This is a genomic window from Nocardia sp. NRRL S-836 (assembly GCF_001279525.1).
Lineage (GTDB): Bacteria > Actinomycetota > Actinomycetes > Mycobacteriales > Pseudonocardiaceae > Lentzea.
This window is the reverse complement of the sequence record NZ_LGDY01000150.1, coordinates 37,631-59,092: the sequence shown is the minus strand read 5'-3', so window position 1 is coordinate 59,092 and position 21,462 is coordinate 37,631. Positions and strand designations below refer to the sequence as shown.

The 21,462-nt window shown below is 72.9% G+C and carries 8 protein-coding genes; 6 read left to right on the top strand and 2 right to left on the bottom strand.

The window, feature by feature from the left end; all coding sequences use genetic code 11:
- Window positions 1–28: 28 nt before the first annotated feature.
- From ADL03_RS40700 to ADL03_RS40680, 5 genes are all read left to right on the top strand, one after another.
- Complete coding sequence (locus ADL03_RS40700) at window positions 29–3,442, top strand: non-ribosomal peptide synthetase (protein ID WP_063798879.1); 3,414 nt, start codon at window positions 29–31, stop codon at window positions 3,440–3,442.
- Complete coding sequence (locus tag ADL03_RS40695; RefSeq protein ID WP_053738994.1) at window positions 3,442–4,146, top strand: thioesterase II family protein; 705 nt, start codon at window positions 3,442–3,444, stop codon at window positions 4,144–4,146. Before ADL03_RS40700 ends, ADL03_RS40695 begins: the two co-directional genes overlap by 1 nt.
- Window positions 4,147–4,262: 116 nt before the next feature.
- Complete coding sequence (locus ADL03_RS40690; protein ID WP_157529706.1) at window positions 4,263–6,302, top strand: condensation domain-containing protein; 2,040 nt, start codon at window positions 4,263–4,265, stop codon at window positions 6,300–6,302.
- Window positions 6,289–11,466, top strand: a complete 5,178-nt coding sequence (locus ADL03_RS40685) for a non-ribosomal peptide synthetase (RefSeq protein WP_053738992.1) — start codon at window positions 6,289–6,291, stop codon at window positions 11,464–11,466. Before ADL03_RS40690 ends, ADL03_RS40685 begins: the two co-directional genes overlap by 14 nt.
- A gap of 112 nt (window positions 11,467–11,578) precedes the next feature.
- Window positions 11,579–15,505: a non-ribosomal peptide synthetase gene (locus ADL03_RS40680; RefSeq protein ID WP_082373922.1), complete on the top strand. Its 3,927-nt coding sequence runs from the start codon at window positions 11,579–11,581 to the stop codon at window positions 15,503–15,505.
- Between the two features lie 358 nt (window positions 15,506–15,863).
- Here the strand turns inward: ADL03_RS40680 and ADL03_RS46265 are convergent, their stop codons facing one another.
- Both ADL03_RS46265 and ADL03_RS40670 read right to left on the bottom strand, forming a co-directional pair.
- Entirely contained in the window at window positions 15,864–16,328 is a 465-nt protein-coding gene (locus ADL03_RS46265; protein ID WP_082373921.1) for a YdeI/OmpD-associated family protein, read from the bottom strand.
- A 104-nt stretch (window positions 16,329–16,432) separates the two neighbouring features.
- Window positions 16,433–17,644 (bottom strand): ROK family transcriptional regulator, encoded by a 1,212-nt coding sequence (locus ADL03_RS40670; RefSeq protein ID WP_053738990.1) that lies wholly within the window; start codon window positions 17,642–17,644, stop codon window positions 16,433–16,435.
- A gap of 212 nt (window positions 17,645–17,856) precedes the next feature.
- On the opposite strand from ADL03_RS40670, the gene ADL03_RS40665 reads away from it, so the two are divergent.
- Window positions 17,857–21,456 (top strand): glycoside hydrolase family 3 C-terminal domain-containing protein, encoded by a 3,600-nt coding sequence (locus ADL03_RS40665; RefSeq protein ID WP_197289098.1) that lies wholly within the window; start codon window positions 17,857–17,859, stop codon window positions 21,454–21,456.
- Window positions 21,457–21,462: the final 6 nt, after the last annotated feature.

Below are 21,462 nucleotides of genomic sequence, written 5' to 3'. Positions count from 1 at the left end.
ACGGCCGCGCGAACCCGATCCTGCGTGAATGGCAGATGTGGTGGGCGAGCACGACGCGGCGGACATCGACCTGGAGGAGGTCCTGCGCGGCCTGACGCCGGAGAAGCGGCTGCTGGTGGGTGCGGAGCTGGCGCGCAGGGCCGCGTCGGCGGCGGCCGTTCCCGTCGTCGCGCGGACCGGTGATCCGCTGCCGTGCTCGTTCGCGCAGGAACGGCTGTGGTACCTGGACCAGGCCGATCCCGGCTCGGTGGCGTACGTCGTGCCGGCGGCGGTGCGGTTCACGGGGCGGCTGGACCTCGGCGCGCTGCGCCGGTCGCTCGACGAGATCGTGCGCAGGCACGAGGTGTTGCGGACGACGTTCGCCGAGAGGGACGGCCTGCCGCACCAGGTGGTGCGGCCCGCCGAGCCGATGACGATTCCGCTGGTGCACCTGGACGCGCTGTCCGGCGAGGCCGCCGAGGCCGAGGTGCGCGAGCGCTACCAGCAGGAGGTCCGGCTGCCGTTCGACCTCGCGCGGGGGCCGCTGATCAGGGCCAGCGTGCTGCGGGTCGCCGACGACGAGCACGTGCTGCTGCTGAGCATGCACCACATAGTGTCGGACGGCTGGTCGCTCGGCGTCCTGCAGCACGAGCTGACGACGCTCTACCAGGCGTACGCGGCCGGCGAGCCGTCGCCGTTGCCGGAACTGGCCGTGCAGTACGCGGACTTCGCGGTCTGGCAGCGCGGCCGGTCGGACGCCGGTCAGCTGGAGCACTGGCGTGCGGTGCTCGCGGGCGCGCCCGTTCTGGAACTGCCCGCGGACAAGCCCCGTCCCGCCGAGCGGACCTCCCGCGGCGCGTCGGTGCCCCTCCTGCTGGACGCGGAGACCATCCGTGCCGTGGACCAGCTGGCCGAGGCCGAGCAGGCGACGCAGTACATGGTGCTGCTCGCCGCGTACGCCCTGCTGCTGCGGCGGTGGAGCGGTCAGCCCGAGATGATCATCGGCTCGCCGGTCGCCAACCGCGTGCACGTCGACGTCGAGCCACTGGTCGGGTTCTTCGTGAACACCCTGCCGCTGCGCGTGGACACCTCGGGCGACCCGACCTTCCGCGAGCTGGTCAGGACCGCCCGCGAGATCTGCCTCGCCGCGTACGCCAACCAGGACTTGCCGTTCGAGCGGATGGTCGCCGAAACCGTCGCCGACCGGTCGGCGGGCACGGTTCCGCTCGTGCAGACCCTGCTGGTGCTGCGCAACGTGCCCATGTCCGCGCTCGAACTGCCCGGCGTCCGGGTGGACGTGCTGGACCTGCACACCGAGTCGACCAAGTTCGACCTGTCCCTCGACCTCGTGCCGGCCGCGGACGGCGGCATCGCCGGTCGCGCCGAGTTCAGCCTCGACCTCTTCGAGGCCGGCACCGTGCGGCGGATGATGACGGCGTTCAGCCTGCTGCTGACGGCCGGGCTGCGCGAGCCGGACACCCGGATCTCGCGGCTGCCGATGGCCACCGAGCAGGAACGCGCCCGCATGGTGGCCGAGTTCAGCGGCGGCGGCTCTGCGGCACCGGCACGGACCGCGGGCACCCTGCACGGGCTGTTCGAGCACCAGGTCGACCGCGCGCCCGACGCACCGGCGGTCGTCTTCGGCGACCGGACGCTGACCTACCGCGAGCTGGACGAGCGGGCGAACCAGCTCGCGTGGTTCCTGCGCGGCGAGGGCGTCAGGCCGGAGCAGCTGGTCGGTGTGTCGCTGCCGCGCTCGGAGCTGATGATCGTCGCGGTGCTGGGCATCCTGAAGGCCGGCGCGGGTTACGTGCCGCTCGACCCGGGATACCCCCGCGACCGGGTCGCCTACATGGCCGAGGACGCCGAAGCGGAGATCGTGCTGACCCACTCCTCGGTGGCGGACCCCGACCGCATGCGCGTGACCGACGACGCCACCGGTCCCCGGCTGGTGTCCCTCGACACGGAGGCCGCCCGCCTGGCGGAACTCCCGCCGGAACGTCCTCCCGCCGTCGTCACCGAGGCGAACCTCGCCTACGTCATCTACACCTCGGGTTCCACCGGCCGCCCCAAGGGCTCTGCGAACGAGCACGGCCGGGTGGCCAACACGTTGCACGGCGTCAACGGGGCTTACGGGCTGCAGCCCGCGGACCGGATGCTGGCGATCTCCTCGCTGAACTACGACATGTCCGTCTACGAGGTCTTCGGCACGCTGGCGGCGGGTGCCACGGTCGTGGTGCCCGGCGACATCGTGACCACCGACCCCGAGCAGCTGCTGGAGCTGTTGCGGCAGCAGCGGGTGACCGCGTGGAGCTCGGCCCCGGCGTTGCTGGACATGCTCGTGAACCACACGTACGGACGGCAGGGCATGGCCGGCGTCGCCCTGCGGGTGGTCGGTCTCGGCGGCGACCGGATGCCGCCCGCACTGCCCGCCCGGCTGGCCGAGCTCGTGCCCGGTGTGCGGCTGCTCAACCTCGCCGGCATGACCGAGGTGTCCTACTGCAGCACGTCCCACCCGGTGACCGGGCGCAGCCCGGCCGGGGTGCCGTGGGGCCGGCCGCTGCCCAACCACCGGATCTACGTCCTCGACGAGCACGGCGAACCGGTCCCGGTCGGGGTGGCGGGGGAGCTGTTCGTCGGCGGAGCCGGTCCCGGCCGCGGCTACTGGCGGCGGCCGGGGCTGACCGCCGAGCGGTTCGTGCCGGACCCGTTCAGCCCCGAGCCGGGCGGCCGGATGTACGCCACCGGCGACCACGCCCGTTTCCTCGCGGGCGGTGACCTCGACTTCCTGGGCCGGCTGGACCTCCAGGTGAAGATCCGGGGGTTCCGGATCGAGCTGGGCGAGATCGAGAACGCGCTCGCCGGTCACCCGGAGGTGAACGAGCCGGTGGTGCTCGCCTACACCGACTCCGTCGGCGAGCGCAGGCTGGCCGCCTACGTCACGCCACGCGGCGAGGACCACCCGTCGGCGACCGCGTTGCGCGCCTACCTCAGTGAGCGCCTTCCGGACCACATGGTGCCGTCGGCCTACGTCGTGCTGGACCGGCTTCCCCTGCTGCCCAGCGGAAAGCTGAACCGGGCGGCGCTGCCGGTGCCGGGGGCGGGTGTCGCGCAGGACGCGTACACCCCGCCGGACGGGAACCTGGAGCAGGTGCTCGCCGAGCTGTGGTCGGGGCTGCTCGCGGTGCCGCGGATCGGTGCGGTGGACGACTTCTTCGAGCTGGGCGGGCACTCCCTGCTGGCCACCCAGGCGGTGTCGCGGATCAGGGAGCTGTTCCGGATCAAGCTGGACATCCCGGGCTTCCTCGCGGCGCGCACGGTGCGGTCGCTCGCCGTCTACATGAGGCAGCTCGGTGCCACCGAAGGCATCGACGTGGACGCGATCGCCGAGCTGGTCCTTGAAGTGAGCGCGTTGTCCGACGAGCAGGCACGCAGCGAGATGCAGGACGGGACGAGGGCCTGATGAGCAGCATTCCGTTGGTGTGCCTGCCTTTCGCGGGCAGCGGCAGCGCGTTCTTCCGGCAGTGGCGCCCGGTGGCCCCCGCCGGACTGGAGATCGTCGCCGTGCGGTTGCCCGGCCGCGAACGGCTGGTCAGGAAGGAGCCGTACCGCGACGTCCACCTGGCGGCGCGCGGCGTGCTGCCCGACATCCTCGCGGAGATCGGCGACAGCGGCCCGGTCGCGCTCTTCGGCCACAGCCTGGGCGCCGTCCTGGCCTACGAGCTGGCCCACCTGCTCGCGGACACGACGCGGGCCGAGGTGGTGAGCCTGGTCGTCAGCGGCTCACCGGGGCCGTGGACGCAACGCACGCGGCGGGCGACCGGGTTGCCCGACGACGAGTTCGCCGACCGGGTCGCCGAGCTCGCCGGGCACCGCGACGACGCACTGCGCGACCCCGAGGTGCGCCGGATGGTGCTGCCGACGTTGCGGGCGGACGTGGAGATGCACGAGAACTACCGGCCCAGCACCGACACGCCGCTCGCCGCCCCGATCACCGCGATCCGGGGCGAGCACGACGCTCTGGTCTCCGCCGAGCTGGCCGGCGAGTGGGCGAAGGCGACGAGCCGCGGGTTCACGCTGCGGGAGCTGCGAGGCGAGCACATGTACGTCATGCGCTCCGCCGAACAGGTGCTGCGGGTGGTCGAGGAGTCGCTCGGCCGGCGATGAGGTCGTGCACTGTCGGGGGACTCACCGACTTGTTGCGGCTGTCCGGCCGGGCAAACGTGATGACGTGACAGCTCGGCTGCGGCGTTCGTCGCCACCACAGGGGAGGGGCGGGCGTTTTGGCTTCTGGACCACTCTCGGCTGACCAGTACCGGCTGCTCCAGCAGCGACTGGACCGGGCCGGTGTCGGCGCCGCGCCGGCACCGATCCCGCGCCGTCCCGCCGGGGAGCCGCGGAGCCCGGCATCCCCGGCCCAGGAACGGCTTTTCTTCTTCGAGCGGATGAACCCCGGCAGCCCGCTCTACGTGGTGGCCGGTGCGCTCAGGATGTGCGGCGAGCTGGACCTCGCCGTCCTGCGGGACACGGTGCGCCGCCTGGTCGACCGGCACGAGGCCCTGCGCACCGGGCTGGAGGTCGACACCGACGGCGCCGTCGTCCAGGTCGTGCATCCCCCGGAGGCCGTCCCGGTCGACCTGCCGGTCCACGCGGTCACCGCGGACGGGCTCTGGGACGAGGTGGGGATCTTCTGCCGCCGGCCGTTCGACCTGGCCGGGCCGAGCCTGTTGCGGCCGGCGCTGTTCCAGGTCGGTCCGGCCGAGTGGTACCTGGTGCTGTGCGTGCACCACATCGTGGTGGACGGCTGGTCGCTCGGGGTCCTTGCGGAGGAGTTCGCCGTCGTCTACGGCGCGCTGAGCGCCGGGCAGCGACCGGTGTTGCGGCCACTGCCGATCCGCTACGCGGACTTCGCGGCGTGGCACCGCGATCACGTCTCCGGCGACGCGCTCGCCGGGCAGGTGGAGTACTGGCGCGAGCAGCTCGCCGGTGTGCGGCCGTTCGCACTGCCCCCCGACGGCGCGTCCCCCGGACGGCCGTTCGCGGGCGGGGAGCTGCCGATGTCGCTGCCCGCCGATCTCGTGGACGGCATGCGGCGGCTCGGTGAGGCCGAGGGCGCCACGCTCTACATGGTCCTGGCCACGGCCTGGGCGGTCGTGCTGTCGCGGTGGGCGGACCGCGCGGACGTGGTGTGGGGGACCGCGATCGCCGCGCGCACCAGGACGGAGCTCGAAGGGCTGGTCGGGTTCTTCGTGAACACCCTGGCGCTGCGGGTGGACGTGCGTGCCCCCATGACCTTCCGCGAGCTGCTCGGCCGGGTGCGCCGGACGTGCCTCGACGCCTACGCGCACCAGGACCTGCCGTTCGACCAGCTGGTCAAGGTGGTCCGGCCGGACCGGGACGCGACGGGCCGCTCGCCGGTCGTGCGGCACCTGCTGGTGCTGCACAACACCCCGCCCGCCACGGCCCAGCTGCCGGGGATCAGCATGGACGTGGTCCCGGTGCACACCGGTACCGCCAAGTTCGAGCTGGAGATCGAGCTGTCGCCCGCGGCGGACGGCGGGCTGACCGGGTTCGTGGAGTTCGCCGCGGACGTGCTGACGAGGTCCTCGGTCCGGCGGCTGGTCGATGCGCTGACCGAGGTGCTGCGCGCCGGAACGGCCGACGCCACGTGTCCGGTGTGGAGGCTGCCGCTGGCCCCGGTGGAGCAGCGGCACGACCAGACCAGCCGTCTGCACCTGCTGGACCGCTCGTTGACCGAGGTGCCGGCGGGGGTGGTCGGACAGCTGTTCGTGAGCGCGTCCGAGGCGGGCGAGGGGTTCGCGGGACACCCCGGTCGCACGGCGGAGCGTTTCGTGCCGGACCCGTCCGGATCGGGCACGCGGTTGTACGCGACCGGGCTCCGGGCCCGGCGGACCGCCGCGGGAGCGCTGGAGTTCCTCGCACCGGCCGCCGACGAGGAACCGCGGCAGGCGCCGGCCGAACGAGCTGAGCCGCGCGCGGACGTCGTCGCCGCCCGCACCGAGACCGAGCGTGTGATCGCGGCGATCTGGTCGGAACTGCTGGACGTCGGCGACGTCGGCGTGCACGACGACTTCTTCGACCTCGGCGGCCACTCGCTGCTCGCCGTGCGGATCCTGCACCGGATCCACGCGGCCTGCCACGTGGAGCTGGAGCTGGTCGACTTCTTCGAGGCCGGCACCGTCGCGAACGTGGCCGGCCTGGTCGAGAAGGCGACGCCCGCCAGGCCCACGAGATCCATTCCCAAGCTGGACCGCGCACGGTTTCGGGCCGATCACGACAGGAGTGACCATGGGGCTGAGTGACCCCGCAGATCTCGTCGAACTGCTGGTCGCGCGGGCAACCGGGCAACCTGACGCCGTCGGCTACGTGTTCACCGACGGCGACGGCGCCGAGCTCGCGCTGACCTACCGCGAGCTGGACGCCGCCGCGCGCGCCGCCGCGGCCCAGCTGCAGGCCACCGGCGTGGAACCCGGTGACCGGGTGATGCTGCTGCACCCGCCGGGCGCGAGCTACGTCACCGCCTTCTTCGGCTGCCTCTACGCCGGTGCCGTCGCGGTCCCCGTCTACCCGCCGACCAACCGCGCGGGAATCGCGCGCGTGCTCGCCGTGGCCGAGGACTGCGCCGCGACCGTCGCCATGACCGACGAGGTGCTCCTGCCCGCCGTGCAGGAGCGGCTGGGCGACCGGTCACTGCGCTGGCTCGTGCCCACCGGCGAGGAGACGGGCTGGTCAAGGCCTGCGCTGACGCCGGACACCGTCGCGTTCCTCCAGTACACCTCGGGTTCCACGGCGACGCCGAAGGGCGTCCTGCTCAGCCACGGCAACCTGCTGCACAACTCGGCCGTGATCGCCGGTGTGCTCGCACCGGACGAGCACACGCGCAGCGTCAGCTGGCTGCCGCCGTACCACGACATGGGCCTGATCGGCGGGATCCTGCAGCCGCTGCACAGCGGGTTCCCCGGCATGCTGATGTCCCCCATGGCCTTCCTGCACCACCCCGTCCGGTGGCTGCGCGCCATCAGCGAGTTCGGTGCGACGGCCAGTGCCGCCCCGGACTTCGCGTACGCGGAATGCGTGCGCCGGATCAGCGACGAGGAGCTGGCCGGGCTCGACCTGAGCACCTGGCGGCTGGCCCTGGTCGGCGCGGAACCGGTGCGCGCCCCGACGTTGCACGCGTTCGCCGAACGCTTCGGTCCGGCCGGCTTCCGCGCGGAGGCGTTCCTGCCCTGCTACGGACTCGCGGAAGCGACGTTGTTCGTGACCGGTGCCGCCTCGTCGGCGCGGCCGGTGGAGCTCACGGTGGACCGCGCGGAGCTGGCCGGCGGCAGCGTCGTGCCGGCCGAGTCCGGGGCGACGCTCGTGGGCTGCGGCACCACCAGGGGCGCGGACCTCGTCGCCGTGGTGGACCCGGCCACCGGCGAGGAGCGCCCGCCCGGTGCGGTCGGCGAGATCTGGGTCAGCGGCCCCACCGTGGGCGCGGGCTACTGGGCGAACGAAAAGGAGACGCGGCGCGTCTTCCACGCACGGCTCGCCGGGTCGGAACACGACTGGCTGCGCACCGGCGACCTCGGGTTCCTGCGGGACGGCGAGCTGTTCGTGACCGGACGGCTCAAGGAGCTGATCGTGGTCCGGGGCGCCAATCACTACCCGGCCGACATCGAGCAGTCCGCGGCCAGCGCCGGACCGGGCCTGGCCGCCGGGCGGGCAGCCGCGTTCGCCGTCGACGACGGCGCGACCGAACGGGTCGTCCTGGTGCACGAGGTGGCCAGGGGGTTCGCGCAAGGCCAGCCGGCCGAGGTCACTGCGTTGGTGCGCGCGGTGCGCGAGGCCGTCACCCGCGACCACCTGCTCGAACTGTCCGACGTGGTGCTGGTGCGGCCGGGCTCCGTGCCCAGGACCTCCAGTGGCAAGGTGCGCCGGACCGCGTGCCGGGAGCAGTACCTCGCCGGAACGCTGGCGGCTCTCACCGCCGAGCCGGTCGCACCGGTCGCCGAGCGCGCGGCCGGCCCCGAGGACCCGGTCCTCGGGCTGGTCGCCGAGACGCTCCAGCTCGATCACGCGGCACTGCACCCCGACCGGCCGCTCGTCGGACAGGGGCTCGACTCCCTGCGTGCCGTCCGGCTGCGGTCCGCGCTCCTCTCGGACCACGACACCGACGTGCAGCTGGAGTGGCTGCTCAGCGCGGCGACCCCGGCCGCGGTGGCCTCCGCGTCCAGGGGTGTGCGGGTGACCGACCCGGTTCCCCGGCTCGCCGACGGCGCGGTGGCGCCCGCGTCGTCCGGGCAGGAGCGGCTGTGGCTGCTCGACCAGATCGGGGCGGGAGCGGCCTACCACATCGCCGGGCGGGTCGACTGGGACAGCGAACCGGACGTCGAGGCCGTGCGCGCCGCACTCCGTGCGCTCGTGGCCCGACACGACGCCTTGCGCACCGGGTTCCGCCTGACCCCCGACGGCCGCGTGGAACAGGTCGTCCACCACGACGTCGACTTCGACGTGGCGATCCGGCAGGTGCCGGACGACGCGGCGCTCGACGAGGAGTGCCTGCGGCTCGCCGAACAGCGCTTCGACCTCGGCGCACCCCCGTTGTTGCGGGCGATGCTGTTCCAGGTCACCACCGGCGGGCGGTGGGTGCTCGCGCTGTGCGTGCACCACCTGGTCGCCGACGGCGCGTCGGCCGCTGTCCTGGCACGGGAGCTGAACACCCTGATCAGCGACGGCCCGTCGGCGTTGCCCGAGCTGCCGGTCCGGTACGCGGACTTCGCCGCGTGGCAACGGGACCAGGCCGCCGGCGACGCACTCGCCGGACAGGTGGCGCACTGGCGGGACCGGCTGACCGGGGCCGTGCCGCTGGAGCTGCCGGCCGATGCCGCCGCGGGCACCGACCGCTCGTTCGCCGGAAAGGCGCTGCCCCTCACGATTCCCGCCGACCTGATGGCCGAGGTCCGGCGGCTGGCCGCGGCCGAGCAGGTGACACCGTTCATGGTGCTCGCCGCGGCCTGGGTGACCGTGCTGTCGCGGTGGGCCGACCAGACGGACGTCGTCATCGGCACGGTCACCGCCGGCCGGTCCCGCCCGGAACTGTCCGAAGTGGTCGGTTTCTTCGCCAACACCGTGCCGCTGCGCGTGAACGTGGACGGTGAACCGACGTTCCGGGAGCTGCTCGGCCGCATCCGCGAGACGTGCCTGGCCGCCTATGCGAACCAGGACCTGCCGTTCGACCAGATCGTGCGCGCGGCTCGTCAGGACCAGGACTTCTCCGACCGGCTGTCGATCGTGCGCAACATGCTCGTGCTGCGCGAGAACCTGCCGCCGGTGGCTGCGGCGGGCCGGGTTTCCCAGCTGCACACGGGGACCGCGCAGTTCGACGTGCGGATCGAGCTGTCGCCGGCCGCCGGCGGCGAGCTGACCGGCCTGCTGGAGTACTCCACCGACGTGCTCGGCGAGCTGACCGCGACCGGCCTCGGAGAGGGGCTCGTGGAGGTCCTGCGCGGCGGCACGGCCGATGCCGGGCAGCCCGTGTCACGACTGCCGCTCATGTCCGCCACGGCGTTGTCCCGCGCCGTCTCCCTGGGAGACGGCGGTCCACTGAGGACGGAGTTCGACTCGGTGGTGGGCTGGTTCGAATCGGTGGTGGACCGGTGGGGTGACGGGATCGCGGTGGTCGAGGACGGCGGTGACCAGCTGTCGTTCCGGGACGTGGAGACCCGCGCGAACCAGCTGGCCCGGTGGCTGAGCCGGCACGGCGTCGAGCGCGGCTCGCGGGTGGGGATCTGCCTGGACCGCGGGCAGCACCTCGTCGTGGGGCTGTGGGCCACCTGGAAGGCCGGGGGCGTGTACGTGCCCCTGGACCCGGACAGCCCGCCCGAGCGGCTGGCGGGAATGGCCGCCGACGCCCGCCCGGTGCTCGTGCTGACCTCGCGGGCGGCGCGGAAGAGGGTGCCGCCGAACCTCCCGTCGGTCTGCCTGGACGACCCGGAGGTCCGCGCGGAGGTGGCCGCCGAGGACACGTCGGCGCCGGGCACGGTGCTCGGCCCGCACGACGTGGCGTACGTGCTGTTCACGTCCGGCTCGACCGGGAAGCCGAAGGGTGCCACGAACACCCACGGCGGGTTCGTGAACCGGCTGGCCTCCTACCAGCACCGGCTGGGCCTGGACTCCCGCCAGGTCTCGGCGACGAAGGCGCCGATCGGGTTCGACGTCTCGGTGCCCGAGCTGGTGTGGCCGCTGCTGCACGGGGCACGCATGGTGCTGGTCGCGCCGGGAGGCCACCGCGACCCGGCCCACCTGCACGAGGTCTTCGACCGGCACGGCGTGACCGTGTCCAACTTCGTCCCGTCGATGCTGCGGCCGTTCGTGGAACACGACCACCCCGGCGGGCATCCGGCGCTGGAGCTGGTGGTGTCCTCCGGCGAGGAACTGCCCGCCGCGCTGGCCGCCGACTTCCTCCGCCGCTACCCCGGTGCGCGGCTGATGAACACCTACGGGCCGGCGGAGGCCGCGGTCGAGGTGGTCACGCACGAGGTCAGCGGTCCGCTCGGCGCGCGGGTGCCGCTGGGGCGTCCGCTCGCGGGCGTCCCCCTGTTCGTGCTGGACCGGTCGTTGTCGCCGGTGCCGCAGGGCATGGTGGGTGAGTTGTACGTCGGCGGCGTGCAGGTGGGACACGGCTACGAGGGCCGGCCGGAGCTGACGGCGGCACGGTACCTGCCGAGCCCCTTCGGCGACGGCGAGCGGCTCTACGCGACGGGCGACCGCGCGCGGTGGACCGACGGCGGGCTGCTGGAGTACTGGGGGCGCAACGACTTCCAGGTGAAGGTGCACGGCCAGCGGGTGGAGCTGGGCGAGGTGGAGGTGGTGCTGCGGGAGTGCGCGGGTGTCGCCGACGCCGTCGTCGTCGCGGTGCCCGACCAGTACGGCGACCGGTTCCTCGCGGCGTACGTCGTCGCGCAGGCCGAGCGGCCCTCCGTCGAGCAGCTCCGCGCGGACCTCGGTGTGACGCTGCCCAAGCACATGGTGCCGGCCGTGTTCACGTGGCTGGACGCGATTCCGCTGTCGCCCAACGGAAAGGTCGACCGGAAGGCGTTGCCGCCGGTCACCCTGCAACGCGGTGCCGAGACCGCCTACGTCGAGCCGAGAGACGCCCTGGAGGGCCAGCTGGCCGAGATCTGGGCGGAGGTGCTCGGCGTCGCACGCATCGGGGTGCGGGACAGCTTCTTCGACCTCGGCGGGCATTCGCTGCTCGCGACCAGGGTGGTCAGCCGGATCAGGGCGGACCTGCGGGTGGAGCTGCCGCTCACGGACCTGCTCACGACCGACCCCACGGTGGAGCGCCTCGCCGACCGGATCCGGGAACGGCGCGTGCAGCAGGCGTCCAGGGCCGACCTCCGCGAGGTGCTCGCCATGGTCGCCACTCTGTCGGACGAGGAAGTGGCCGCACGGCTGGCCGAGGAGCAGGGGAACGTCGGATGAGCACCGGACGGTGGCGAGTGGACGGTGTCGGGAGCGTGCCCGACTTGTGCGGGGCCGGACGGCGTCAGGACGATGCCGTGAGCACATCGGACCGGGCTGTCTGGGGTGAGCGATGACCGGGCGATCTCTTGAGGTGGCGGCGGAACCCGCCTCGGCGTTCCAGCGCGGACTGTGGTTCCTCGCGCAGCTGGATCCGGGCAGTCCCGCCCACAACGTCCCGGTCGCCTGGCGGCTGACCGGAGAGCTCGACGTCGTGGCGCTGCGGAAAGCCCTTTCCGCGCTGCGGTCGCGGCACCGGGCCCTGCGCACGCGGTTCGCCGAGGTGGCGGGGACACCGGCGCGGATCGTCGACGAACCCGCCGAGGACTTCCCGCTCACCCACGAGGTGGCGGACTCCGAGAGCGAGGCAGTCGACGTGCTGCGGGCCGCCGCCCAGGTGCCGATCGACCTCGCCGACGGCCCGGTCCTGCGGGTCACCCTCGTCCGGTGCGGCGCGAACACCCACCTCCTCGGGGTCGTGGTGCACCGGATCGCCTTCGACCAGCGGTCGGAGCACCTGCTGACCCGCGACCTCGCCGCGCTGTACACGGCCGAGGTGACCGGTGCGGCACCGGCACTTCCGCCGATCGAGGTGCGCCCGGCCGGCCACGGGGAGCAGGGCGGGCACGGGGAAGCACGGCGGTACTGGGAGGACCGGCTGGCGGAGTGCCCCGTGGGGCTCGACCTGCCGAGGCTGAGCCAGGAGACCGGCGACGGCCCGGCCACCCACGGCGTCGACGTCCCCGCCGCGATCGTGGACGCGGTGGCGCGGAAGGCCGGCTGCCCGGCGAGCAGCGCGCTCCTGGCGGCGTGGGCGTTGTTGTTGCGCCGCTACAGCAGGCAGACCGACATCATGATCGGCACGAGCTCGCCGGACCGCGAGGTCACCGAGGACATCGGCTGTCACCAGAACGTCCTCGCGCTGCGCGTCGACGCCGCCGGGCATCCGGTGTTCCGGGAGCTGGCCGAGCGGGTGCACGGCACGCTGCGCGACGCGGTGGCCCACGGCGACCTCGGGTTCGACGAGGTGGTCACCGTGGCCAGGCCGAGCCGCCGGGGCCGGCACGACTCCCTGTTCGAGGTGTGGTTCGAGGCCACCGACGACGACCCGGTCCTGGAGATGCCGGGCGTGCGCGCCGAGCGGCTCGCGCTGGACCCGGTCGCGGTCCGGTACCCGCTGGCGCTGACCGCTCGCCGCACGGGTGCCGTGTGGCGGTTGGCGTTCGACTACGCCGCGGGGGAGTTCTCGGCCACCACGATCGCCGCGATGGCACGGCACCTCGTCCGGCTGCTCGCGGAGATCGCGGCGGGCACGGACCTGCCGGTGTCGCGGATCCCGTTGCTGGACGACGCGGAACGCGCCGCACTGATCGCCCGCCGCAGTGCGGGACCCGTCCAGCCGGAGCCGGACACCACGCTGCTCGGCCTGTTCGAGACGCAGGCGGCGTCCACACCGGACCGGACCGCGGTGCGCCTCGGCGAGGTCGCGCTGACCTACGCCGAGCTCGACGCGAGCGCCAACCACCTGGCCCACCGGTTGCGTGCGGCGGGCGTCCGGCCGGACGTCCGGGTCGCGCTCTACCTGGAACGCGGCCTGGAGATGGTCGTGGCCGTGCTGGGGGTGCTGAAGGCCGGCGGCGCGTACGTGGCCATCGACCAGCGCAACCCGGCGGACCGGATCAGCGCCGTGCTGACCGAGGTGGCCGCCCCGGTGGTGCTGACGTCACAACGGGTGCGGCACCGGCTGCCCGCGACCGGGGCGGAGGTCTGGTCGGCGGACGGCATCCACCTGCAGGCGGCGGCGGACGGCCCCGGCAGCGGCCTCGACCCGCGGAACGTGGCCTACGTGACGTACACGTCCGGCTCGACCGGAGGGCCGAAGGGCATTGCCATGCCCCACGGGGCCGTGGTCAACCTGCTCGCCTGGCAGGCCGCCCACTACCGGATGAGCCAGGACGACCCACCCCGGACGCTGCAGTTCGCGTCACTGGCGTTCGACGTCTCGGTGCAGGACATGTTCTCGACCTGGATGGTGGGCGGCGAGGTCGTCCTGATCACGGAGGACGAGCGGCTGGACCTCGCGCGGCTGCACGGCGTCCTGGAGTCGCAGCGCGTCGAGCGCCTGTTCATCCCGGCACCCGCCCTGCACCAGGTGGCGGCGGGCTACCGGGAGGCCGGTGCGGCACCGGCCGCGCTGCGCACCGTCATCTCCGGCTCGGAGCAGTTCATGGCCACCCCGGACGTGCGGCAGCTGAGCGGCGTGCCCGGCATGTCCCTGCACAACGAGTACGGGCCGTCCGAGACCCACGTCGTCACGTGCTACGACCTGCCGGCGGACCACGGGCGGTGGCCGAGCCCGGTGCCCGTCGGCGCGCCGATCGCCAACGCCAGGGTGTACCTCCTCGACGAGCACGGGGAGGTCGTCCCGGACGGGGTGATCGGCGAGATCCACATCGGTGGCGCCGGGCTGGCCCGCGGCTACGTCGGCAAGCCCGGCGTCACGGCCGAGAAGTTCGTGCCGGACCCGTATGCGCCGGGGCACGGACACCGCATGTACCGCACCGGTGACCTGGGCAGGTGGCGGCCGGGCGGCGAGCTGGAGTTCCTCGGCAGGGCCGACTTCCAGGTCAAGATCCGCGGCTTCCGCGTCGAACTGGCCGAGGTCGAGAGCGCGCTGGAGAGCCATCCGCAGGTCGGTGAGGCGGTCGTGCTGGTGCGCACCGCCCCCGCCGGGGACGCCCGGCTGGTCGGGTACGTGAGCCGCGTCGGTGCCGACGTCCCGGACCTCGCCCGGCTGCTCCGGTCCCACGCCGCGACGAAGGTGCCCGACTACATGGTGCCCTCCAGCGTGGTGGTGCTGGAGCGGTTGCCGCTCACGGCGAACGGGAAGGTCGACCGCCGCGCGCTGCCCGATCCCCGCTGGGACGCACCGGAACGACCCGCGCGGGTGGCGCTGACCACCGCCACCCAGCACCGGCTGGCCGACATCTGGTCCGCCGCCCTCGGCGTCACGGAGATCGGGGGAGACGAGGACTTCTTCGACCTCGGCGGCCACTCGTTGCTCGCCGCCGAGGTGCTCGCCGAGGTGCGGTCCTCGTTCGCGGTGGACATCCCGCTGCACGCGCTTTTCGAACACCCCACCGTCGCCGAGTTCGCCGACGTGGTGGAGACAGCCGTTGAGTCCGGCGCGAGCCAACGACAAGGAGGAGTGTCCGTGACGCTGTCAACCGAGGTGTCCAGGCAGTACGCCGAGGACGGGTACTTCCTGCGTGAACGACTGTTCACGGCGGACGAACTCGCGGTGCTGCGCGACGAGGCCGAGACGGAGTTCAGCCGCCCCGGCCCGCACCGGACGCTGGAGGAGGCCTCCGGCAAGGTCCGCGCGGTGCACGGCGTGCACCTGACCAACAAGGTGTTCCACGACCTGGTCCGCGATCCGCGCCTGCTCGGACCGGCGAGCGAGCTGCTCGGCGACGACGTCTACGTCCACCAGTTCAAGATCAACGCGAAGCACGGCCTCGGCGGCGGCATCTGGGAATGGCACCAGGACTTCATGTTCTGGCAGCGCGAGGACGGCATGCCCCGGCCGGACGCGCTCAGCGCCGTGGTGTTCCTCGACCCGGTGACGGAGTTCAACGGACCCCTCTACCTCGTGCCGGGCTCGCACCGCGACCTCCTCCCGGTCAGCTTCGACGAGGAGGAGGACTGGGCGGCCACGCTCGCGGCGTCGCTGAAGTACCGGATCGAGCCGGAGGCGCTCGGCGAGAGCATGCGCGAGCACGGCATCGTCGCCCCGCTGGGCGACATGGGTTCGGTGCTGTTCTTCCACGGCCAGTTGCTGCACGGATCGCCGCCCAACATGTCCGCGACCAGCCGCCGGCTGCTGATCATCACGTTCAACGCGGTCCGCAACGCTCCCCGCCCGCAGGACCAGACCCGTCCGGAGTTCCTCTCCTCGCGGGACACGACACCGTTGCGGCCGGTCGTCCCGGCGTCCTGATCCGGTGGCCACGGCAGGGGGTGGACCGCATGCAGCGGCGCGGTCCACCCCCTGCCGCTGCGACGACCAGGTCGAGCCTGCTCCGGGCGTCCGCACCCGGCCGGGGTGGAGGCCCGGCCCTGTTCGATCCGGATCACGTACTCGATCGAGATGCCCGCCGGCACGGCCAGTTCCTCGCGGCGCAGCCCGCCGGGCTGGTCGAGCGTCGGGCTTCGGCCCGTACGCCGCTGCGAAGCACGTCATGGAGGCGGTCAGCGACGCCCTTCGCCAGGGAGGGGTCGCTCCCGACTGTGCCGCCGCCGTGATCTCGCGGGCCACCACTGCGCGGTAGCCGCATACGCGCTACACGGTCGGCCCCTCAGGTCTTGGGCCGTTGCTTGACCCCGGCCGCGAGGAGGCCGGCCACCTCGGCGATCCGGGCGGCGCGCAGTTCCGGGCGGCGGGCGGCGCCGTCGATCCAGCGCAGGTAGGCGCGGCGGTAGAACTGGGCGAGGGAGTCGAAGAACGCGGCGGCCGCCGGGTCGGCGTCGAGTGCGGCTGCGAGGTCGTCGGCGAGGTCGGCTCGTTGCGGGCCTTCCGGGGACAGCTCGACCTCGACGTGGTCGCCGGGCGCCAGTGCGTTGTCGCGCAGCCAGGCGGCCGTGAGGACGATCCGGTGGTCGGGAGTCTCGATGACGCCGCGGAAGCGCGCCCGGTTGACGGTGCCGGTGACGTGGTGCCGGGACTTGACGCCCCAGGCCTCGTCGGGGTCGAACGGAACGGGCACGGCCACCCGGCCACGGTCCGCCGCGTGCGCCGTGCCGCTGAAACTGCGTGCCGTCATGGCAGGGATCGTAACGGCGTGGAGTTCCACCCGGCGGGTTCGCGCGGAGGAGTTGGTGCGGAGGAGTTGGCGCAGAGGAGTTGGCGCGGGGGAGCTCGGCGGGGTCAACCGGCGACGAGACCGGCCAGCCGTTCGGGCGCGTCGGCCAGCACGAGCGCGGCCGCGCCACGCACGCTGGCGCTGTCGCCGAGCGCACCCGGCACGACGCGCAGGTCGCTGGTGTGCCAGCTCATGGTGTTGCGCTGCACGGCGCGGCGGATGGGCGCCATCAGCACGTCGCCGGCCGCGGCCAGTTCACCGCCGATGACGACCAGTTCCGGGTTGATGATCGTGACCGCCTGGGCCAATGCGCGGCCCACCGCGTCGCCCGCGTCCTCCACTGCCCGGATCGCGCCGCGGTCGCCGGCGCGCACCAGGTCGATCAGCTCGGCGGTCGACGTGGGCTCGGCGGTGCCGGTGGACAGCAGCTTCGCTATCGCGGCCGGGCTGGCGACGGTTTCCAGGCAGCCCCGGTTGCCGCAGCGGCAGATCGCGCCGGACGGTTCGACGATCACGTGGCCCAGCTCGCCGGCCAGGCCGCCCGCGCCGAGCAGCATCCGGCCGTCCGAGATGACGCCCGCGCCGATGCCCGTGGACAGTCTGATGTAGACGACGTCGCCGCAGTGCTGTGCGACGCCGTGGCGGTGTTCGGCGAGCACGGCCGCGTTCGCGTCGTTGACCAGGCGCACCGCGAACCCGGTGCGCTCGCGCAGTTCGTCCGTGGGGCGCACGCCGATCCAGCCCGGCATGATGCCCTCGGCCAGCAACGTGCCGTGCCGGTCGATCGGGCACGAGATGCCCATGCCGACGCCGAGGATCCGTTCCGCCGGGACGTCGGTGGCGCGTCGCGCCTGCGCGATCAGCTCCGCGGCCGTCGTGAGCACCTCGCCGGAGTCGTTGTCCGGCAGGCGGTGCAGGTCGCGGTCCCACACCGGCTCGCCGAACAGGTCGCACAGCACGACCCGCACGTGGTCGCGGCTGATGTCCACGCCGACCGCGTGGGCGGCGTGCCGGTTGAGCGACAGGGTGCGGGCCGGTCTGCCGGTGCGCAGGCCCTCCGCGCGGGGCGCGTCCTCGTCGGTCACGACGCCCGCCCGGATCAGGTCGGCGATCACCGAACCGACGGTCGCGCGGGCGAGGCCGGTCCGGCGCACGAGCTCGGGGCGCGACAGCCGCCGCGCCGCGGTCAGTGCCTCCAGGACCCGCACCCTGCCGAGGCTGCGCAGGTTGACCGGCGGATCGGGCGTCGGCCGGACAGCGGGCACCGGGAGCGGCATCCGGTCACGGTAGCAGGACAGTTTGGCCGACTTTGACGTTAAGTGACCGCCGGAAGACCCCGGATGGACCTTGTTTAACGGTCAAGACCGGCGAACTCTGTGGTCCGCGCGAGCTGTTCCGCCCAACAGCGCCGAAATGACGAGAGCCACCTGCGATGTCGGAGGTACTCATGTCCGCGATCCCGCACGGACGTCGGCGAGGGTGGGCGGCAGTGGCCGCGGCGCTGGTCGCGGCACTGGTGGTGCCCGCGGCACCGGCGCAGGGGCTGAGCGAACGACCGGTCTACCTGAACACCCGGTACACCTTCGCCGAACGGGCCGCGGACCTGGTGTCGCGGATGACGTTGGGCGAGAAGGTGCTGCAGCTGCGCACCAACAGCGCCCCCGCCATCCCGCGCCTCGGCGTGCAGCAGTACACGTACTGGAGCGAGGGTCAGCACGGGCTGAACCTGCTCGGCGCCGACACGAACGACGGCGGCGTGGGCGGTGGCGTGCGCGCCACCAGCTTCCCGACCAACTTCGCGAGTTCCATGTCGTGGGACCCGGAGCTGATGTACCAGGCGACGACGGCGATCTCCGACGAGGCCCGCGGCGTGCTGGACAAGTCGCTGTGGGGCGTGGCGCAGAACAACATCGGCCCGGACCGGGCGAACTACGGCTCGCTGACCTACTGGGCGCCGACCGTGAACATGGACCGCGATCCCCGCTGGGGCCGCAACGACGAGGGGTTCGGCGAGGACCCGCACCTGGTCGCCAGGATGGCCGGGGCGTTCGTCAACGGCTACCAGGGCCAGACCCGCACCGGCCAGCCGTTGTCGCGGTACCTGAAGGTCGCGGCCACCGCGAAGCACTTCGCGCTCAACGACGTGGAGAACGACCGGCACTCGGACAGCTCGGACACGACCGACGCGAACATCCGCGACTACTACACGGCGCAGTTTCGCGGCCTGATCGAGGATGCGCGCGTCTCCGGGCTGATGACCTCGTACAACGCGGTCAACGGCACCCCGGCCCCCGCCGACACGTACCTGACGAACGCGCTGGCGCAACGGACCTACGGCTTCAACGGCTACACCACCTCCGACTGCGGTGCCGTCGGCGACGTCTACGCGCCCGGCAGCCACAACTGGGCGCCACCCGGCTGGACCACCGCCACCGTCAACGGCACGGCGGTCTGGACGAACACCGCGACCGGGGCGAAGGTCTCCGGCGCCGCGGGCGGCCAGGCGTACGCGCTGCGCGCGGGCACCCAGCTCAACTGCACCGGCGCGGAGGCCACGGTCGCCAACGTCCAGGAGGCGATCAACGCCGGGGTGCTCAGCGAGGCCGTCATCGACAACGCGCTGGTGCACGTGTTCACCACGCGCATGCGGACCGGCGAGTTCGACCCGCGCGGCAGCGTGCCCTACACCAGGATCACCAAGGACGAGGTCGAACACCCGTCGCACCAGGCGCTGGCGGCCAGGATCGCGGCGAACTCGCTGGTGCTGCTGAAGAACGACGCGGTGCCCGGCACGAGCGCCAAGCTGCTGCCCGCCGACCCGGCGGAGCTGGACAACGTCGTGGTCGTCGGGGACCTGGCCGGCGTGGTGACCCTGGGCGGCTACTCCGGTGACCCGACGGTGAAGGTGAGCCCGGTGCAGGGCATCACCACGGCGGTCAAGGCCGCGAACCCCCGTGCCACCGTCACCTTCGACGCCTGCGGCACGTCCACGACGGCGACGACCCCGGCCGGCTGCTCGGCGCAGACCCTGGCCGCGATCTCCACGGCCGACCTGGTGGTCGTGTTCGTCGGCACCGACCAGAACCTCGCGACCGAGGGCAGGGACCGCACCACCATCGCCATGCCGGCCGCCTACCGCTCGTTGATCGACCAGGTCGGCGCGGTCGGCAACCACCGGATGGCGCTGGCCGTCCAGGCGAACGGCCCGGTCACCGTCGACGACGTGCGGAACACCTTCCCGGCCATCGTGTTCAGCGGCTACAACGGGCAGAGCCAGGGCACCGCGCTCGCCGACGTGCTGCTGGGCAGGCAGAACCCGAGCGGCCACCTGAACTTCACCTGGTACTCCGACGACACGCAGCTGCCCGACCTGAAGAACTACGGGCTCACGCCGTCGCAGACCGGCGGCATCGGCCGCACGTACCAGTACTTCACCGGCACGCCCACGTTCCCGTTCGGTTTCGGCGGCAGCTACACCACGTTCGCGTATTCGCACGTGACGACGAACGCGCGGACGGCCACCGCCGACGGCCGGGTGACCGTGCACGCCGACATCACCAACACCGGCTCGGTACCGGGCGCCACGGTGGCCCAGGTCTACGCGAGCACGCCGTTCACCGTGCCCGGCGTGGAACTGCCGCGCAAACGACTGGCCGGCTTCCAGAAGACCGCGGTGCTGGCACCCGGCCGGACGCAGCACGTCGCCGTCCAGGTGCGGATCGGCGACCTGGCGTTCTGGGACCAGCAGCGGCAGAAGCAGACCGTCTACAACGGACAGTACGTGTTCGGGGTCGGCGCGGACGCCGAGCACGTCGTCACCGCGCGTCCGGTGGCGGTGAGGGGAACGATCACACCGCACGTCCGGTACGTCACCGTGCAGCCCGGCCAGGCGGTGCTCGCGCCGGGCCAGAGCATCGACCTGACCGGCAGGAACCCGTGGCTCGCCGACACCACCGGACGTCCCGGCGAGCACGTGGTCGCGGACCGGATCGTCGAGGCGGTGAACAACGACGAGTCGTTCGTCGACCTGACGAAGGCGCACGTCACCTACCGCAGCAGCGACCAGAGGGTGGCCACCGTCAGCAGGACCGGCAAGGTCACCACGGTGGCGCCCGGCGTCGCGACCATCAGCGTCACGGTCGGCGGCGTCACCGGCACGACGCCGATCGCGGTGAAGCAGCCGTTCACGCTCAGCGCGCCGGCGCGGGTGTCGCCGGGTGCGGCCTTCACCGCCACCACCTCGCTGCCCAACCCGGCGAACGCCCGGCCGCTGCGCGACGTCGCCATGACGCTCGACGTGCCGAGCGGGTGGACCGTCCAGGCCACCACGCCGGCCAGGTTCGCCACCGTCGCACCGGGGCAGACCGCGCGCACCACCTGGCAGGTCACCGCACCCGCCACGACCCAGCCCGGCAAGTTCGCCGTCTCCGCGCAGGCGGCGTTCACCTCCGTCAACGGCCGCGGCACCTCGACCGACTCGGCAGTCCTGATCCTGCCGCACCCGCCGTACCCGTCGCTGGCGGCGGCCTTCGACAACGTGGCCATCACCGACGACGCCAACCCCGCACCCGGCAACCTCGACGGCGGCGGCGCCAGCCTCTCCGCACAGGCCCTGGCGAACGCCACGCCCAGCCTCACCCCCGGTGCCACGTTCGTCCACAACGGACTGAAGTTCACCTGGCCGGCCTCCGCGCCGGGCACGGTGGACAACGTGGTGGCCGGCGGCCCGGCCGGTGGTCAGATCATCGAGATCTCCGGCTCCGGCACGACACTCGGCCTGATCGGCACCGGTGACTACGGCAGCCCTTCGGGAACCGCGACGGTGACCTACACCGACGGCACGACCGAGTCCCACACCGTCTCCTTCGCCGACTGGTGGGCCAACGCGGCCACCGGTGGAGACGTCCTCACCACCCTTCCGTACCTCAACAGCAGCACCGGCAGGCAGAACCAGCGGGTGAGCCTCTACTACGCCCCGATACCGCTCCAGCAAGGCAAGACGGTGCGGTACCTGACTCTGCCCGACATCAGCAACGGTGCGAACAAGGGCGAGGCGGCGATGCACATCTTCAGCGTCGCCATCGGCTGACCACGA

Bases quoted from the DNA above. Each gene is read 5' to 3' on its own strand.
- ADL03_RS40695 (WP_053738994.1), top strand. From the start codon at position 3,442: ATGAGCAGCATTCCGTTGGTGTGCCTGCCTTTCGCGGGCAGCGGCAGC.
- ADL03_RS40680 (WP_082373922.1), top strand. From the start codon at position 11,579: ATGACCGGGCGATCTCTTGAGGTGGCGGCGGAACCCGCCTCGGCGTTC.
- ADL03_RS40700 (WP_063798879.1), top strand. From the start codon at position 29: ATGGCAGATGTGGTGGGCGAGCACGACGCGGCGGACATCGACCTGGAG.
- ADL03_RS46265 (WP_082373921.1), bottom strand. From the start codon at position 16,328: ATGACGGCACGCAGTTTCAGCGGCACGGCGCACGCGGCGGACCGTGGC.
- ADL03_RS40670 (WP_053738990.1), bottom strand. From the start codon at position 17,644: ATGCCGCTCCCGGTGCCCGCTGTCCGGCCGACGCCCGATCCGCCGGTC.
- ADL03_RS40685 (WP_053738992.1), top strand. From the start codon at position 6,289: ATGGGGCTGAGTGACCCCGCAGATCTCGTCGAACTGCTGGTCGCGCGG.